Raw genomic sequence first — 16786 nt, 5'->3', positions numbered from 1 at the left:
ATAACTTATCTAGTATAGCAAAAAGCAGAGAAAATCTCTCCGCTTTTAGTGAATTGCTGATTTAAATTTTGCACCTTTTGTTTCCTGTGTATTCATAATGGTAATAAAAGCATTTTCATCTACTTCATGAACAATCGATTTTAGCTTCGTTACCTCTAAACGAGTAATAACTGCATAAATCACTTCTTTTTCTTTATCCGTATAGCCACCTTTTCCAATTAATTTCGTTGTTCCGCGGCCAAGTCGATGTAAAATTGCGTTTGACACCTCTTCATAATGGTCTGAAACAATAATTACTGCTTTCGTTTCATCTAAACCTTGGATAACCGTATCAATCGTTTTAAAGGCAATATAGTATGTCATGACAGAATACATTGCTTGTTCTACGCCAAATACAACTGCCGCCCAAGCAAAAACGAAAATATTCATAAACATAACAAATTCACCGACAGAAAACGGTAATTTCTTTGTTAGTAAAATACCTAGAATTTCCGCGCCATCCAATGAACCACCATGTCTAATCACAAGCCCAACACCAATACCTAAAATTAAACCTCCAAAAACGGTCGCTAAAATTGGCTCTGTCGTAAAAGGCTGAAGGGAATGTAATGTTGATTCAATCAAAGCTAAACATATAACTGCAAAAACAGAAGATAACATAAATGTTTTTCCGATTTGCTTATAACCTGAGTACATAAACGGTAAATTGAGGATCACAACTAAAGTGGAAAAGCTTAGCCACCAAATATTTGGTGTAAGGAAATCTAATATGAGGGAAACACCGATAATACCACCATCAATAATTTTGTTTGGAATTAAAAATAGCTCAAGTGCAACTGCTGCACAGCCAGCACCTATGACAATCATAACAAGACGATACACAAGATGAATTATACTTTCTTTTTTATGCTGTTGTTTTGCCATACTACCTCCTCAAGTATCTATATATTTTCCCCTTTATTATAACATACCCTCCCTTTTTTAATGAGAAAACTGCCTGCTTTGGAATATACACAAGCATATTTTACATATATTCGGATATGAGGACAAAATAAAGGAGGGAGCAACATGAACCTCATTCAACAGTTTGTAAATAAAAAATTAAACAATATGACTTCTAAGGAATTATTAAAATATAGTGCAGAATACGGGGTGTCCATTACAAACGAACAAGCAGACAAAATTGTCACATTAATTCAAGGAAAACAAATTAATATTTATGATGACCAAGAAAGATTACAACTTTTAAAACAAATTGCAAAGGTCACTTCTCCCGCTACCGCACAACAAATTAATACTCTATTTCAAAAACTAATAAAGTGAAACTTCTATCAGATCCTCCAACCATCTTCTTTAGAAAAGTGGAAGTGGCTCTCTCAGAATGGGAGGGCTCCTGACATGGGGGTACTTTTTACCTCGCAGGAAGGCCAACCATTCTAGCCACTGGAACTGGACAACACTTCTCTCTTAATCTTAAAGCAGGGGATGACTGCCCATGAATAACGGGATAAAATAAAAAAAGGGGATGCTCCCCTTTTTTATTGTCCTTTAATTTTCTGAAGAACCTCTTCATCAAACACACCATTTTTCAACATTTCAATTTCAAATTTATACGGCGGCTTTTTATCGTTTTTATCCTCACCTACATATGGTGTTTCAAGAATTTTTGGTACATGCTGTAATTGGGGATGATGTACAATGTGATGTAACGTTTTATAACCAATATGACCGAAACCGATATTTTCATGACGGTCTTTTCTAGCGCCGCGCTCATTCTTGCTATCATTAATGTGCAATACTTGCAAACGATCAATACCTATAATTTTATCAAACTCGTTTAAAACACCATCAAAATCATTAACGATATCATAGCCAGCATCATGCGTATGACATGTATCGAAGCAAACTGATAATTTCTCGTTATGTGTTACACCATCAATAATTCTCGCAAGCTCGTCAAAGCTTCGTCCACACTCTGTTCCTTTTCCAGCCATTGTTTCTAGCGCAATGTTCACTGTTTGATCGGTTGTTAATGCTTCATTTAATCCTTCAATAATTTTTTGGATTCCTGCATCCGTTCCTGCTCCAACATGAGCCCCTGGATGGAGTACAATTTGCTTTGCAACGCCTAATGCTGATGTTCTTTCAATTTCCATGCGGAGAAAATCAACACCTAGTTGGAATGTTTCAGGTTTCGTTGTGTTACCGATGTTAATGATATACGGTGCATGAACAATGATTTCTTCAATTCCGTGCAATTCCATATGTTTACGGCCAGCTTCTATATTTAACTCTTCAATCGGTTTTCTTCGCGTATTTTGCGGTGCCCCTGTATATATCATAAACGTTGTTGCACCGTATGACACAGCTTCTTCACTTGCTGCTAATAACATTTTCTTTCCGCTCATCGAAACGTGAGATCCAATTTTCAACATGTAATCACCTCTTATAAATGCAATAGCTATAATGATAGCATAATTTGTAGAAATCTGACACTGTTAACTTTCTCGTAAAAAAAAGATAAGGAAGTCCCTTATCTTTTCTTTTTGTTATATTTCTTCTTAATTTTTTCGCGTTCCCATTCAAGCTTTTTCTTATAATTCGGCTTTACTTTTTTGGGTTTTTTCACAACTTTTTGCGCCATAGAATCCAATACATCATTTGGTTTCTTACGGCTTTGACGGCGGCGACGAGGTCCCAATTCAACCCATTCCCCTGCACGCAAGTCCACATGCTTGAATTCAATATGACGTTGCTTTTCTAATGTATCTAATGCTTCTTCATTCGCTTGGTCATAAATGGTTGCTGCAATACCAGAATATCCAGCACGCGCTGTTCGACCCACACGGTGAATAAAGAAATCTAAATCAGAAGGAATTTCGTAGTTAATAACATGGCTAATCCCTTCAATATCAATACCACGTGCAGCTAAATCTGTCGCTACAATATATTGAAATTCTAAATCACGGATTTGTTTCATCATTTTCTTACGATCACGTGGTGATAAATCACCGTGAATACGACCAACTTTCAAGCCACGCTCCGTTAAACCATCAGCTACTTCATCAGCCATTTTCTTTGTATTCGTAAAAACGATTGCTAAATACGGCTGATATTGCAGTAACAGATTTTTTACAAGTTCAACTTTATTACGGTGCCTTGACGGAATAAGGTGATGTTCCAGATTAATCGCTGCTATTTGCTTTGGATTAATATGAATATGCTCCGGATTTTCCATATATTTCTTCATAAATGGTTTTAACTTTTGCGGAATTGTCGCTGAGAAAACGAGCATTTGTAAATTTTTAGGCATACGTGCTGCAATTTTATCCACATCATGAATAAAGCCCATATCAAGCATTAAATCTGCTTCATCGACAACAATCGCAGAAGCCGTATGTACAAATAACGCTTGCTCTTCCACTAAATCTTTAATACGTCCTGGTGTTCCCACCACAACATGTGGTTGTTTCTTCAACTTTTCAATTGAACGTTGTTTATCTGTTCCACCGATAAAACAACGGGCTGTAATCATTTTGTCTTCTTCACAAAACTTTGTTAACTTTACGATTTCTTCATAAATTTGCTGCGCTAACTCACGAGTCGGAGCTGTAATTACAAGTTGTACTTCTTCTCTAGTTGCATCAATACGATTTAATGTTGGAAGTAAATACGCATGCGTTTTTCCAGATCCTGTTTGTGATTGTCCGATAATACTAACTCCCTTTTTCACAACTGGAAAAATCTTTTGTTGAATTTCTGTTGGTTCTGAAAAACGTAATTCACGAATTGCATCTATTAAAAACGGTTGAAAATCATATTGTGTAAATGTTTGCAATGTCATACATTCCACCTTCTTTCTTATTTCTACTGCGTTCATTAATCAGTCAAGTTACCATTATATCGAAATCTATCCGTAAAATCTATCTTTATATATATTCATTTTCATTTTCCAACATCTTTGTCCAGCTCTGCCTCCTAGGCCCTCATGTCTAAGAACCTTCCACACAAGAAGGTAAAAAAACACCTTCTGTGTGAAAGAACCTTAGCCAACAGACCTAAACAGTCGGCTCCGCTTTTCTTTATAAGTCGCTGCTATGCAAAATACACCATGACCGCTTCTATGCATGGCCAGATGCTCTCGCCCGCCTAAAAAAAAGAGGGTTTTTTATGTTGTTTTTCAATTTGTTTATCTATAGTTTAGCATTTCAACGGAAAAACTAACCTTCTTTCTCTCCACTGCATATTGTAGTGTATATTACCTAATTGAAGAAAGGAGGATTTCCTAATGTACATGAAATCTCCTCCCTATCAACAAATGTACACTCAGTCTCCATATCCTCATACAATGTACCCGACGCAAGGCATGCAACCGATGATGCCTAGAAAAAAAGGACTTCTTGCAAAATTGTTTCAAAAACGCAATCCCGCTGCAGATTATATGTATATGATGCCCCCTTATAGACAATTAGAAACATACCCAAATACACCATACCAGCAGAATCAACCATATATGCACCGCCCAAATCAGCAACAACAAATGATGCAGCCTCAGATGATGGCAGAAGATGAAACACGAGGAGGAAGCGCATCTAGTGGAATAGGCGGATTTTTCACAAACTTTATTTCAAATCCCACTGGAATGATAAGTAACGTTGAAAAAGTTGTCCAAATGGCCCAGTCCTTTGGACCAGTCGTGCAGCAATATGGTCCAATTGTTCGCAACATTCCTAGCATCATGAAAATACTTTCACCTGAAAAAAGCACTGAGGAAAAACAAACAGAAGTAGTCGAAGCCTCCCCTTCCACTCCATCTCAAGAAATACCTATTACAGGAAAACCACCCGCTCCTAACATTATAATTGAAGATGAGGCAGCAGTAGAAAACGTACACTCTACCACTCCTAAACCAAAGCTATACGTGTAACATTTCTTTGTCATCTGCTTTCTTCTCCTTTATAATGAAAAGGATTAGCTTTATAAAAACAAATCCTTTTTTAAAGGAGCGGATTAATTACATGAAAATCGTTAAAATTTCTCCTCGCGGCTATTGCTACGGCGTTGTAGACGCGATGGTTATTGCGCGCAATGCAGCGCTCGATAAAACATTACCACGGCCAATTTATATTTTAGGCATGATTGTCCACAACAAACACGTAACAGATGCATTTGAAGAAGATGGCATCATTACGCTTGATGGCCCAAGCCGCTTAGATATTTTGGAACAAATTGAGTCTGGAACTGTTATTTTCACAGCTCACGGTGTATCTCCAGAAGTAAAACAACGCGCTAAGGAAAAGGGCTTAACTACAATTGACGCAACATGCCCTGACGTTACAAAAACACACGACTTAATTGAAGCAAAGAAAGAAGAAGGCTACCATATTATTTATATCGGTAAAAAAGGACATCCTGAGCCTGAAGGTGCAGTCGGGATTGCTCCAGATATTGTCCATCTTATCGAGAAAGATGCAGATCTTGAAGCACTTACCATTCCAACAGATAAGATTTTAGTTACAAACCAAACAACGATGAGTCAATGGGATGTTCAACATATTATGGAGAAAATTCAAGAAAAATTTCCAACAGCAGAGTTCCATAAAGAAATTTGTCTTGCTACGCAAGTGCGCCAAGAAGCCGTTGCAAAACAAGCAAATGTTGCTGATTTAACAATTGTCGTTGGTGACCCAAAAAGTAATAACTCTAACCGCCTTGCACAAGTATCTGAAGAAATTGCTAGTACAAAGGCATACCGCGTTGCCGATGTAAGTGAGATTCAATTAGAATGGCTACAAGGCGTAGAAACAGTCGCTATTACAGCGGGTGCTTCTACACCAACGCCTATTACAAAAGAAGTAATTGCATTCTTTGAACAGTACGATCCAACAAATCCTGCAACGTGGGAGCGTAAAAGAAACGTACCATTACAAAAAATCTTACCAAAAGTTAAAGCAAAATAAAGTAAAACTTTCATCATTGAAGGTTTTATTGCCTGCAAATAACAAGCTGATATAAGCAAATCCGTTATCTCATAAGATAACGGATTTTACTTTTTTCATTCTATACAAATGTAAACGGATCTGTATGTAATTCGGAAGCATGAATACGCGCAGTAAATTTTTTCTCATCCACTTTTTCTTGTAATTGTTTTTGCACACCTTTTTTCATTACTTTTTCCACGTTATGCCCTGGGTCTACGATATTTAATCCGAGCATCATCGCATCATGCGCAACGTGATAATACATATCTCCCGTTACATATACGTCTGCCCCTTTAAACTTCGCTTGCTTTATATACTTATTTCCGTCTCCGCCAAGTACTGCTATTTTCTTCACTGTTTGCTGTAAGTTACCAACAACACGAGCTCCCTTTACCTCAAGGGATTGTTTCACATGTTCCGCAAATTGTTGTAATGTCATTTCTTGTGGCAAGTATCCAATTTTCCCAAGCCCCAACGTTTCACCTTTGTTTTCTAACGGATAAATATCGTATGCTACTTCTTCATATGGGTGCGCGCCAAGCATTGCCTTCATGATTTTACGTTGCAACGACGCCGGAATAATCGTTTCAATCCGAACTTCTTCTACCTGTTCTAAACGCCCAGCCTCTCCGATATACGGATTTGTGCCTTCTTGTGGCAAAAATATACCCTTGCCTTTACTATTAAACGTACAATGACTATAATTCCCGATATACCCTGCTCCTGCATCACCGATTGCTTGACGTACTGTTTCTGCATGCGAAGAAGGAACAAATACAACTAGCTTTTTCATTTCTTCCGTATAAGTAGAAACAAGCACCTCTGTTTCCTGCAATCCTAATGCATCTGCTAACAAATCGTTCACACCACCTTTTGCGATATCAACATTTGTATGAGCAGCATAAACTGCAATATCGTTTTTTATACACATTTCAATAATACGCCCGTACGCTTGCTCTGTATGTATCGCTTTAAGCGGATTAAAAATAAGCGGATGATGAGCAATAATTAAATTTACCCCTTTTTCAATTGCTTCTTGTACAACTTCTTCTGTTACATCAAGCGCAATTAACACATTCTCTACTGGTTTATTTAATGCACCAATCTGCAATCCAACTTTATCACCTTCGACTGCTAAATGTTTCGGGTACATACTTTCAAACAAAGAAATGATTTCGTATCCATTAGGTATTTTACTCACGATAAAATCTCCTCAATCATACGGATTTTCTCTAACACTTCTGCACGCTTCGCTTTTGCCTCTTCTGTTTCTGTTGCACGTTCTAATTGCTTACAAATATTTTCAAAGTTTTTTCGTTCACTTTCCCATTTTTCTACAAACACTTCATTTTTCTCCTTCATTAAAAATGGTCCCATGAATAAAGCTTCTTCTTTTTTCTCCTTGTAGGGTGCTAGAACATCGCCCAGTTCTCCTACTAAAATTTCGTATATCTTTCCGTCTTCTTTTACAATTTTTTCTTTTATTAATTCCCAACCATTCTCAATAAACCATTCACGAATATGATGTGCAGCAATGTTTGGCTGTAGAATCAAACGAGTTACGCCCTTCAGCTTCTCTTTTCCATTTTCTAAAATATCACGAATTAACGCACCACCCATACCTGCAATTGTAATTACATCTACTTCGCCTGGCGTAATGACTTCTAAACCATTTCCTTTACGTACGCTCACTTTATCTTGCAATCCACATTCTGCTACTGTAGCTTGCGCAGAACGAAATGGACCTTCTACAACTTCTCCTGCTACTGCCTGCACGGCAATATGATGTAAAATTGTATAGCAAGGTAAATAAGCATGATCCGAACCAATATCTGCAACAGTGGAACCTGCTGGAATTTCAAGTGCCACTTCTTCTAATCGTTTTGAAAGCTTTACTTCATTCATTTATTTCAATTACTCCTTCTCTTTCAGTCTGTCTCCATGATAAAGAATTTATAGTTGTAATTGCAAGTAGATAAATCATTTTACTCCGCTTATAAACCATTTATTTTTAAATTCAATGGTTAAGCAAATAAAAAAGCTCTTTACTTAGGCGTAAAGAGCTACTATGTAATCCACTATTATTTTTTCTTTGATAACCAATCCGCTACTTTAGATGCTTGATCCGCTGGAATAATACCTGGTGGCATATTTCCTTTTCCTTTTACAATCACTTCTTGAATTTGATCTTTCGATAGCTTACCGCCAACTTTTTGTAAATTAGGACCAACTGCTCCCTGCAATTGATCGCCATGACAACTTGTACAACTCTGTTTTACAATCTCTTCTGGCTTTGCTGCTGTTTGTGTCGTTTTTCCCCCGTTTTTCTTCGCATCAGCTAGTTCCTTTGATTTATGCATGCCTTGAAATGAAAATACAAACATAATAATTATTCCCAATACAGCAATAAGAGCAAATGGAATTAACGGATTACGCTTCATTTTTCCCTTCTCCCCCTCTACATCCCCTAATAGTTTGATGATTCAGTCATTTCTATTGTACTTGAAAACACTCTACCAGAAAAGACCAAACTACAATAAATCAAAAAGATTCTGTATATTCAATTAATTACTCCGCTACAAATTCACGTAATTTTTTGCTAAATATCCACTTTTCTCATCATAAACAGTTACATTCTCCATATTTTTTTGTTAAGAATACACGAAATTAATCGAAAAATCGAAAAATGACTATTTGCAAATCAAAAGACAATTCTGTAAAATAAATTACAAGAATTGTAATTGCTACTGATAAATAAATCTTAACAAAAATTAACAAAAGAAAAAAGTTTACTTCACATTAATGAAGTAAACTTTACACAAAGCTCTATTCTAAGAAATCTTTCAAACGTTTGCTACGGCTTGGGTGTCTTAATTTACGAAGCGCTTTTGCTTCAATTTGACGAATACGCTCTCTCGTAACGCCGAATACTTTCCCAACTTCTTCAAGCGTACGAGTTCGTCCATCGTCTAAACCAAAACGAAGACGAAGAACATTTTCTTCACGATCTGTTAATGTATCTAGTACATCTTCTAATTGTTCTTTTAATAATTCATATGCTGCATGATCTGCAGGAGATGTTGCTTCTTGGTCTTCAATAAAATCGCCTAAATGAGAGTCATCCTCTTCACCAATTGGCGTTTCAAGAGATACAGGCTCTTGTGCAATCTTTAAGATTTCGCGTACTTTTTCAGGAGCAAGATCCATTTCTTCACCAATTTCTTCTGGAGATGGCTCACGACCTAAATCTTGTAATAATTGACGTTGAACACGAATTAATTTATTAATTGTTTCAACCATATGAACTGGTATACGAATTGTTCTTGCTTGGTCCGCAATTGCACGTGTAATGGCTTGACGAATCCACCACGTTGCATACGTACTAAATTTATACCCTTTGCGGTAATCAAACTTTTCAACTGCTTTAATTAGACCCATATTCCCTTCTTGAATTAAGTCTAAGAAAAGCATACCGCGGCCAACATAACGTTTTGCAATACTTACAACTAGACGTAAGTTTGCTTCTGCAAGGCGGCGTTTCGCTTCTTCATCGCCTTCTTCAATACGTTTTGCAAGAGCAATTTCTTCTTCAGCAGATAGTAAGTCAACACGACCGATTTCTTTTAAGTACATACGAACAGGATCATTAATTTTTACACCTGGCGGTACACTTAAATCATTTAAGTCAAACTCTTCTTCAGCTTTGGCTAATTGACGAGTGTTTGGATCTTCATCGCTGTCGCCAACTAGATCGATTCCTTGTTCACCTAAATATTCATAATATTCATCCATTTGGTCGGATTCAATATCAAATCCGCTCATGCGTTCCGCAATCTCTTCATATGTAAGAACGCCACGTTTTTTTCCGAGCTCTGTGAGTTGCTCTTTCACTTGCTCAAGTGTTACATCAGTTTCAATTTGTTTAGAACGAGCTGGTTTATCAGCCATTTGTTCCCCTCCTTACGCGAGATACAAACAATGATTATAGTAAGTTTTTATACAAAAAGCTATTTTCTTGCTTTTCGTTTTTGCAAATATTCTTGGAAAAATCGTGCTGCTGCTAAATGATCTTCTTTTTCCATTTGCTTCAGCATAAAGATATTTTCCATTTTCTTTAACTTTTGCTTCTGCCGACGCAGCGCGTCTACATTGCCATGAAGCAATTCTTCTGAGAACTCAGGATTAATCATTTGATCTGTTGAAATATTAGTTACAATATTTTTCAGCTTTTCATCAGAAAGCCAACTTAGAAAGTTTGCGACTGACGGTTCATTTCCCTTTTCATAATATGCGTATAGCTCATATAAAATCCCTTTATGTTCTTCAGTATGAAAATCTTCTATATGAGGTTCGATACGAAAAGCGATATCTTCACTCTGCAACATGTGATAAATAAGCTCTCTTTCCGCTCTTTCAAAACCAGAAAATTTCGGTTTCACATGAACAATTTGAGAAGGCTGTGCAATTGGCTTTGTCTGTTTTTGCTGTACCTTTTGTTCTTTGCGATATTGGTGCAATTGCCCCAGCAGTGTTTCCATTGAGTAAGCAAATTCCTGTGACAATGCCTTCAAATACGATTCCGCTTGCATTGCATCTTGCAATGACGCTAACTCTTTTAAAACACTTTTCACATAAGCTTCTTTTCCAGACTCATCTTGCAAATTTTTCCCTAAACGAAGATAATTTATTTTAAATCCAACAAAACTTATACTCGCTTGTACAAGTTTTTGAAACGCTGTTGTACCATAACGCTGTACATACTCGTCAGGGTCTAATTTATCTGGCATAGAGACAACTTTCACTTCGCAACCGGTTTGCAATAACAATTGTCCTGCTTTCATTGTTGCTTCTTGTCCTGCTTTATCACCATCATAGCAAAGAACAACAGTTTCAACATTGCGCCGCAAAAGCTTTGCCTGTTCCTCAGTTAAAGCCGTTCCCATCGTAGCAACAGATTCTTCAATCCCACTTTTCACAGCAGCTAAAACATCCGCATATCCTTCAAAGAGAAGAACTTGTCCTCGTTTTCTAATAAATGACCTTGCTTGATGAAAGTTATATAGCAACTTGCTTTTATGAAAAATAGGTGTCTCTGGACTATTTAAATACTTAGGAGTATCATCACCTAATGCCCGTCCACTAAAAGCTGCTACTTTTCCTTGCAGTGTATGAATTGGAAACATAACTCGTCCGCGAAAACGATCATGATAACTACCATCTTTCTCACTGCGAACAAGTAATCCGGCTCGTTCCATAACAGCAAGTGAAAAACCTCGTTTTTGTAAGATTTTTGCCGCTGCATCCCAAGCAGGAGTGGCATATCCAATTTCAAACTTTGCAATCATTTCTTTTGTAATACCTCGCTCTAATAAATACGCAAGCGGCTGTTTTCCTTCTTCTGTATTTACTAAGAGATGATGATAATACTTTTTCAAAAGCTCATGAGCTTGCAACATAATCGTGCTATCATCAGATATATTTTGTGTTTGCTCTAGTTCTGATGTAAAGTTAGCAACAGGAATACCATTTCGCTCACCTAATTTTTGCACAGCTTCCACAAAAGCCAGTCCATCTATTTTCATTAAGAAGGAAAAAACATTTCCCCCTTCTCCACATCCGAAGCAATGAAAAATTTGCTTATCAGCGGAAACAGAAAACGATGGTGAGTTTTCGCCATGGAAAGGACAAAGTCCAAAATAATTTCGACCTTGTTTTTTAAGCTGTACATATTCACCAATCACTTCAACAATATCAGATGATGTTCGAATTTGTTCTACAACTTCTTCGGGAATTCTGTTCCCCATAACTCCATCTCCGTGTCGTATTTTGTATTCGATACAAATTAAAGGATTCCTTTATAATTCGACAATATTTTTTCTAAATTTGCCAAAAAATATTGTCGATCATGTTTAGAAAACGCTTTTGGCCCTTTCGTAAAGGTTCCTTGTCTGCGTAACTTCGCAGATACGTATCGACTATATAAAATTGTATCCATATGCTCATCGGTCACAATTGTGCCACGCGGAGATAATACATATACTCCTTTTTTGACAAGAAGACCAGCAAGTCCCATATCCTGTGTGATAACGAGATTTCCTGCTTTTGCACGCTGATAGATATAAAAGTCTACCTCGTCTTGCGCAGAATCTACATATACCCAATTTCCCTTCTGACTTCTTGACTGATGGGCGTAGGATGCGATAAACCAAATATCGACATGAAATTTTGCACCGACGTGCATAATTTCTTCCTTCACTGGACATGCATCTGCATCAACATAAATTCGAGTGATGTTTTGCATATTTCTCTATTCTACATCCCTTCTGTGAATCCTTCCACATTGTGCGTTTTCTTGTTCAGATTTTTGTCGATTTTACGTAAAAGCATGTCCTTTACAAAACCTATCACTAGTTTATTCTGAAAAATTGAAGTCTAAACGTAAAATGAATGTTTTTATCACAATTTTTTATTATAATACATTTTCCTAAACTTAGCTACATGTCCTTTTAATTTTTATCCCGCTATTCGTGGGCAGTAATAATCCACCTCAAAATTCAGCGAAAACACTGCCCAGCTCTAGCGGCTAGAATCTCCGGTCGTTTCGCCCCCTCGGGCGAGGCAAAAAGTGCCTCTCTGTCGGGTGCGTGGGCGCCCTACAATTCTGAGCGAGCCGCTTCCGCTTTTCTTAAGAAGTTAGGTGGTAGATAAACTGCCCGTAAAGGTCCGATTGGTGAGGGCTAATAATCAGTGGGGAATGGCCCCCCACTGATTAAAGTTTCACTTTATAGTGGAGTGAAAAAAGCACATTCACCTTTGGTAAATGTGCTAAAACATTTTTTGGTTTTGCACTGCATTCACAATAATATTTGCCGTTTCTTCAATTGCCTTATTCGATACATCAATAACCGGGCAACCTATTTTACTTACAACCCGTTCAAAGTGTTTAATCTCTTCTTTAATACGTTCAATGTTTGCATAATTTGCTCCATCACTTAATCCAAGAGATTTTAAACGTTCTTTGCGGATATGATTTAATTTATCAGGCGTTATTTTTAACCCAAAACATTTTTCTTTCGGTACATGATATAATTCTTCTGGCGGATCCACTTCCGGTACGAGCGGAACGTTAGCAACCTTTAATCGCTTATTATGTGCTAAATATTGCGAAAGCGGTGTTTTCGATGTACGAGAAATTCCAATTAATACAATATCTGCTTTTAAAAGACCTCGTGAATCTCTACCATCGTCGTACTTTACAGCAAATTCAATTGCCTCAATTTTTTTGAAATACTCTTCATCCAGCTTTCGTACAACCCCTGGCTCATATCTTGGAGTTTGTTTTGTTATACCTTCAATTTGATCGATAAGAGGACCGATAATATCGTAAACTTCTACGCCTTCTTTTGCCGCTTCTTCTCGTAAATATTTTCTCATATCAGGCTTTACTAATGTAAAACAAATAAGAGCATTATTACTTTTGGCAATAGAAATAACTTCTTTTAACGTCCCTGTATCTTCTACATACGGCACACGTCTAATATCCGGCGCAAATGGAAATTGTCCCATAGCCGCCCGAACAACTAAATCGGCTGTTTCTCCAACTGAATCAGACACGACATATACGATTTTACTATTCATTGCATTACCTCACTTTAAACGAATTGCCTTTACTCATGATTCACAAAATCAACGAATGCACGCGTAATATTGGTTTTTGTAATTCGACCAACAACTTCTAATCCCTGTTTCGTATCTTTTACAACCGGAACAGAATCAATTTGCTTTTCTATTAAATCCATTGCAACATCATACAAGCTATCTTCCTTACGACACATCGTAACATTCGGCATTCTTGTCATAATAATATTTACCGGTAATGACGCTAAATCCTGCTTTCCTAAGCTTGCTCTTAACAAATCTTTTCGAGAAACAACACCGACTAACAATGTATTTTGATCAACGATAAATAAAGTACCGACATCTTCTAAAAACATTGTACAAATCGCATCATATACCGAAACATTTTTATCAACCACAACTGGCCTAGATTGATAATCTTGTACGACAATCTTTTTAACTGCTTCTGAAAGCAGTTGTCCACCTGTTTTTCCAGTGTAAAAATACCCAACACGAGGACGCGCTTCTAAATAGCCAGCCATCGTTAAAATAGCCAAGTCTGGTCTAAGCGTTGCTCTCGTTAAATTTAATTGCTCAGCAATCGCTTCTCCTGTAATTGGACCGTTGTCTTTTACAATCTGAATGATATGTTCTTGGCGCTTATTCAGTTCTATGATAATCACCACCTTCATTACAAAACGAAAAAAGTTATACTATCTCTTAAATATTATATACTAAATATATCATTCGAAAAAGAAAGTATGTAAAAAGGACCCGAATATGGTCCTTTATATTTGAAATTTATCAAGTTGATCTAAAAAACGTCTTGATTTCAAATATATCCCACAGTATTCATCATAATACATATTCAATACTGTGCGCATTTGTTTTTTTGTTTCTGCTTTCACAGAGACATTTCCCAGACGGGCTAAATCGAAATGATAAAATAATCTAAGCAGCTTGTGAATAGCTTCGCTAATTGAAATACGGTACGGATCTTGCTCAGCGTGATGTTTACACAGAAAGCCGCCTTCCCTAACAGAGAAGGCGACAAAGTCTGTTGACTGGTGACAAATTGCGCATGTATCAAAGTATGGGTTAAGCCCTAGAACTGGCAGCATCTTCGTTTGATAGATTAATGCTAAAATTTCCGGGTCAACCCCTTCGCCCATATAATGCAACGTTTGATATAACATTTCGAATAAATACGGATTATGTTTTTTCTCTTCTGTCGCTTTATCAGTCAACTCAACAATAAATGACGCATAAGCAGTTAAAAATAAATCTTCACGAATTTCTCTCATAGAAGAAATAATCTCACCTTGCTGCAATGTTCCTAAACCAGAACCCATTTGAATAAGAAAATGGCCATGAGTTAATAATTGAGAAACGGATGACAATCTACTTTTAGGCTTTTTAGCACCTCTTGCCATCGCACTAACTTTCCCTAATTCACGAGAAAATATAGTTACAATTTTGTTTGTTTCTCCATAATCAATCGTTCGAATGACTATTCCCTCAATTTTTTGAAACATGTTCGTCACCATCCAAGGTTCGAACAAAATGGGTTAGGAAATTGGAGAATCTAGCTCTACTTGTATTTCTTCATGCTGTTGCATTTCATCTTCTACATTTTTTTCCATTTCCTTCAAAAGAAGATATGTTTCAATGCTTCCTGTTTTCGAGAAAAATTTCCAGGTAAAATCTAACATAAGAATCCACCTTTCTCAGTGAGCGTTCATGTAATCCAATTTCTTTCTTTGCTATTAAAATGACCCATTTTGTTCATTTTCATGTGAGAAAAATTTTTCTAAATTATACAGCTTTTATCCCGCAATTTGCGAGCAGTAAAAACATTTCACTTTATAGATATTCATCTTCACGGAAGCCAAGATCACGTAACTGGGACATTTTGTTGCGCCAATCTTTCTGCACTTTTACCCACAGTTCTAAAAATACTCTTGAACCAAGAAGCGACTCCACATCAAGACGCGCTCTTTTTCCAACTTCTTTTAACATCTTACCTTGTTTTCCAATTACAATTCCTTTTTGTGATGGACGTTCTACAATAATTGTGGCATTAACGTAAATCGCTCCGCCTTCACGCTTTTGAATTGCATCAATAACTACGGCAACAGAATGTGGCACTTCCTCACGTGTTAAATGCAATACTTTTTCACGAATTAGTTCCGCAATGATAAAGCGTTCTGGATGATCCGTTACTTGATTTTCTGGATAATACTGAGGACCTTCTGGTAAATACTTTTTAATTGCTCCGATTAACGCATCAATATTATTTCCTTGTAATGCTGAAATCGGCACAATTTCAGCAAAATTATATAACGTACGATATCGATCAATCAGTCCCAGAAGCTCTTCTGGATGGACTTGATCGATTTTATTAATAACTAAAAATACCGGTTGCTTCGTTTCTTGTAATTTTTCGATGATAAACTCTTCACCGCGTCCAAAGCCTTCTTCTGCGTTGACCATAAATAGAACAATATCTACTTCTTTTATTGTCGTTTGTGCCATTTTAACCATAAAATCGCCAAGCTTATGCTTTGGTTTATGTATACCTGGTGTATCAATAAATACGACTTGCGCATCATTTTCTGTGTACACACCTTGAATTTTATTACGTGTTGTTTGTGGTTTATCACTCATAATCGCAATCTTTTGACCGATAATTCGATTTAAAAATGTTGATTTCCCAACGTTTGGTCTCCCAATAATAGAGACAAAACCTGATTTAAAACCTTCTCTATTCATGTAAATCCTCCGCTAAAAATGCTCCTGGTAACAATTCTCCTACTGTTGTTTCTTGTATGTCACCATGTAAATTTGTCAAGTATACTTTTGTATTTGACTTACACAATTCTACCATAACTTGACGACACGCTCCACATGGAGGTACCGGACGCTTTGTATCTGCCACAACTGCAATTGCAGTAAATTCTGTACTTCCTTCAGAAATCGCTTTAAATAGCGCTGTTCTTTCCGCACAATTACATAAACCATATGATGCATTCTCAACATTACAACCACGGTATACTTTCCCGTCTGTCGTTAACAGAGCAGCACCTACTTGAAATTTAGAATATGGTACATATGCTTGTTTACGCGCTTCAATCGCTTCTTGAATTAATTCATTGTTGTTCATTGTTTCTCTTCCTTTCCATTCACAA

General features: G+C 36.9%; 18 protein-coding genes. 3 read left to right on the top strand and 15 right to left on the bottom strand.

The window, feature by feature from the left end:
• Nucleotides 1-45 precede the first annotated feature (45 nt).
• Nucleotides 46-924 carry a YitT family protein gene (locus PLX19_RS01860; protein ID WP_272186811.1) on the bottom strand — a complete coding sequence of 293 codons (879 nt, stop codon included), beginning with the start codon at nt 922-924 and terminating at the stop codon, nt 46-48.
• Nucleotides 925-1068: 144 nt separating this feature from the next.
• On the opposite strand from PLX19_RS01860, the gene PLX19_RS01855 reads away from it, so the two are divergent.
• Nucleotides 1069-1323 (top strand): DUF2624 domain-containing protein, encoded by a 255-nt coding sequence (locus PLX19_RS01855; protein ID WP_272186810.1) that lies wholly within the window; start codon nt 1069-1071, stop codon nt 1321-1323.
• A gap of 215 nt (nt 1324-1538) precedes the next feature.
• Here the strand turns inward: PLX19_RS01855 and PLX19_RS01850 are convergent, their stop codons facing one another.
• Together PLX19_RS01850 and PLX19_RS01845 are read right to left on the bottom strand one after the other, a co-directional pair.
• Nucleotides 1539-2435, bottom strand: coding sequence for a deoxyribonuclease IV (locus PLX19_RS01850; RefSeq protein WP_272186809.1), 897 nt, complete (start codon nt 2433-2435; stop codon nt 1539-1541).
• 98 nt (nt 2436-2533) lie between these two features.
• A complete protein-coding gene (locus PLX19_RS01845) occupies nt 2534-3844 on the bottom strand; it encodes a DEAD/DEAH box helicase (RefSeq protein ID WP_272186808.1) in 1311 nt (436 codons plus the stop codon).
• A 444-nt stretch (nt 3845-4288) separates the two neighbouring features.
• Between PLX19_RS01845 and vrrA the strand changes: the two genes are divergently transcribed.
• Together vrrA and PLX19_RS01835 are read left to right on the top strand one after the other, a co-directional pair.
• Nucleotides 4289-4927: a VrrA/YqfQ family protein gene (gene vrrA / locus PLX19_RS01840; protein WP_272186807.1), complete on the top strand. Its 639-nt coding sequence runs from the start codon at nt 4289-4291 to the stop codon at nt 4925-4927.
• Nucleotides 4928-5018: 91 nt separating this feature from the next.
• A complete protein-coding gene (locus tag PLX19_RS01835; RefSeq protein WP_272186806.1) occupies nt 5019-5960 on the top strand; it encodes a 4-hydroxy-3-methylbut-2-enyl diphosphate reductase in 942 nt (313 codons plus the stop codon).
• A gap of 100 nt (nt 5961-6060) precedes the next feature.
• Here the strand turns inward: PLX19_RS01835 and PLX19_RS01830 are convergent, their stop codons facing one another.
• The 12 genes from PLX19_RS01830 to PLX19_RS01775 all read right to left on the bottom strand — a co-directional run bounded on the left by PLX19_RS01830 (nt 6061) and on the right by PLX19_RS01775 (nt 16761).
• Nucleotides 6061-7182, bottom strand: a complete 1122-nt coding sequence (locus tag PLX19_RS01830) for a Nif3-like dinuclear metal center hexameric protein (RefSeq protein WP_272186805.1) — start codon at nt 7180-7182, stop codon at nt 6061-6063.
• Nucleotides 7179-7886 carry a tRNA (adenine(22)-N(1))-methyltransferase gene (locus PLX19_RS01825; RefSeq protein ID WP_272186804.1) on the bottom strand — a complete coding sequence of 236 codons (708 nt, stop codon included), beginning with the start codon at nt 7884-7886 and terminating at the stop codon, nt 7179-7181. Before PLX19_RS01825 ends, PLX19_RS01830 begins: the two co-directional genes overlap by 4 nt.
• A 176-nt stretch (nt 7887-8062) precedes the next feature.
• Complete coding sequence (gene cccA, locus PLX19_RS01820; RefSeq protein WP_272186803.1) at nt 8063-8422, bottom strand: cytochrome c550; 360 nt, start codon at nt 8420-8422, stop codon at nt 8063-8065.
• Nucleotides 8423-8807: 385 nt separating this feature from the next.
• The gene (rpoD, locus tag PLX19_RS01815; RefSeq protein ID WP_272186802.1) at nt 8808-9929 is read right to left on the bottom strand and encodes an RNA polymerase sigma factor RpoD; all 1122 of its coding nucleotides are present in this window, start codon (nt 9927-9929) and stop codon (nt 8808-8810) included.
• Between the two features lie 59 nt (nt 9930-9988).
• Complete coding sequence (dnaG, locus tag PLX19_RS01810; RefSeq protein WP_272186801.1) at nt 9989-11785, bottom strand: DNA primase; 1797 nt, start codon at nt 11783-11785, stop codon at nt 9989-9991.
• Between the two features lie 38 nt (nt 11786-11823).
• The gene (locus PLX19_RS01805; protein ID WP_272186800.1) at nt 11824-12282 is read right to left on the bottom strand and encodes a YaiI/YqxD family protein; all 459 of its coding nucleotides are present in this window, start codon (nt 12280-12282) and stop codon (nt 11824-11826) included.
• Between the two features lie 524 nt (nt 12283-12806).
• Entirely contained in the window at nt 12807-13619 is an 813-nt protein-coding gene (locus PLX19_RS01800) for a pyruvate, water dikinase regulatory protein (protein WP_242222918.1), read from the bottom strand.
• A 29-nt stretch (nt 13620-13648) separates the two neighbouring features.
• On the bottom strand, nt 13649-14281 hold the full coding sequence (locus PLX19_RS01795) for a helix-turn-helix transcriptional regulator (protein ID WP_272186997.1): 633 nt from the start codon (nt 14279-14281) through the stop codon (nt 13649-13651).
• 105 nt (nt 14282-14386) lie between these two features.
• A complete protein-coding gene (gene recO / locus PLX19_RS01790; protein ID WP_272186799.1) occupies nt 14387-15133 on the bottom strand; it encodes a DNA repair protein RecO in 747 nt (248 codons plus the stop codon).
• A gap of 33 nt (nt 15134-15166) precedes the next feature.
• On the bottom strand, nt 15167-15310 hold the full coding sequence (locus PLX19_RS01785) for a YqzL family protein (protein ID WP_020062253.1): 144 nt from the start codon (nt 15308-15310) through the stop codon (nt 15167-15169).
• A 151-nt stretch (nt 15311-15461) separates the two neighbouring features.
• Nucleotides 15462-16370, bottom strand: a complete 909-nt coding sequence (gene era, locus PLX19_RS01780; protein ID WP_272186798.1) for a GTPase Era — start codon at nt 16368-16370, stop codon at nt 15462-15464.
• On the bottom strand, nt 16363-16761 hold the full coding sequence (locus PLX19_RS01775; protein WP_272186797.1) for a cytidine deaminase: 399 nt from the start codon (nt 16759-16761) through the stop codon (nt 16363-16365). Before PLX19_RS01775 ends, era begins: the two co-directional genes overlap by 8 nt.
• Nucleotides 16762-16786: the final 25 nt, after the last annotated feature.

It is taken from the genome of Bacillus sp. BP-3 (assembly GCF_028401955.1).
Lineage (GTDB): Bacteria > Bacillota > Bacilli > Bacillales > Bacillaceae_G > Bacillus_A.
The sequence above is the reverse complement of the archived record's forward strand: the minus strand, read 5'-3'. Positions and strand labels throughout refer to the sequence as shown.

Coding starts and splice junctions, on each gene's coding strand:
- rpoD (WP_272186802.1), bottom strand. CDS start 9,929: ATGGCTGATAAACCAGCTCGTTCTAAACAAATTGAAACTGATGTAACA.
- PLX19_RS01785 (WP_020062253.1), bottom strand. CDS start 15,310: ATGTTAGATTTTACCTGGAAATTTTTCTCGAAAACAGGAAGCATTGAA.
- PLX19_RS01835 (WP_272186806.1), top strand. CDS start 5,019: ATGAAAATCGTTAAAATTTCTCCTCGCGGCTATTGCTACGGCGTTGTA.
- PLX19_RS01860 (WP_272186811.1), bottom strand. CDS start 924: ATGGCAAAACAACAGCATAAAAAAGAAAGTATAATTCATCTTGTGTAT.
- PLX19_RS01825 (WP_272186804.1), bottom strand. CDS start 7,886: ATGAATGAAGTAAAGCTTTCAAAACGATTAGAAGAAGTGGCACTTGAA.
- vrrA (WP_272186807.1), top strand. CDS start 4,289: ATGTACATGAAATCTCCTCCCTATCAACAAATGTACACTCAGTCTCCA.
- PLX19_RS01850 (WP_272186809.1), bottom strand. CDS start 2,435: ATGTTGAAAATTGGATCTCACGTTTCGATGAGCGGAAAGAAAATGTTA.
- PLX19_RS01805 (WP_272186800.1), bottom strand. CDS start 12,282: ATGCAAAACATCACTCGAATTTATGTTGATGCAGATGCATGTCCAGTG.
- era (WP_272186798.1), bottom strand. CDS start 16,370: ATGAATAGAGAAGGTTTTAAATCAGGTTTTGTCTCTATTATTGGGAGA.
- PLX19_RS01800 (WP_242222918.1), bottom strand. CDS start 13,619: ATGAATAGTAAAATCGTATATGTCGTGTCTGATTCAGTTGGAGAAACA.
- PLX19_RS01845 (WP_272186808.1), bottom strand. CDS start 3,844: ATGACATTGCAAACATTTACACAATATGATTTTCAACCGTTTTTAATA.
- dnaG (WP_272186801.1), bottom strand. CDS start 11,785: ATGGGGAACAGAATTCCCGAAGAAGTTGTAGAACAAATTCGAACATCA.
- recO (WP_272186799.1), bottom strand. CDS start 15,133: ATGTTTCAAAAAATTGAGGGAATAGTCATTCGAACGATTGATTATGGA.
- cccA (WP_272186803.1), bottom strand. CDS start 8,422: ATGAAGCGTAATCCGTTAATTCCATTTGCTCTTATTGCTGTATTGGGA.
- PLX19_RS01775 (WP_272186797.1), bottom strand. CDS start 16,761: ATGAACAACAATGAATTAATTCAAGAAGCGATTGAAGCGCGTAAACAA.
- PLX19_RS01855 (WP_272186810.1), top strand. CDS start 1,069: ATGAACCTCATTCAACAGTTTGTAAATAAAAAATTAAACAATATGACT.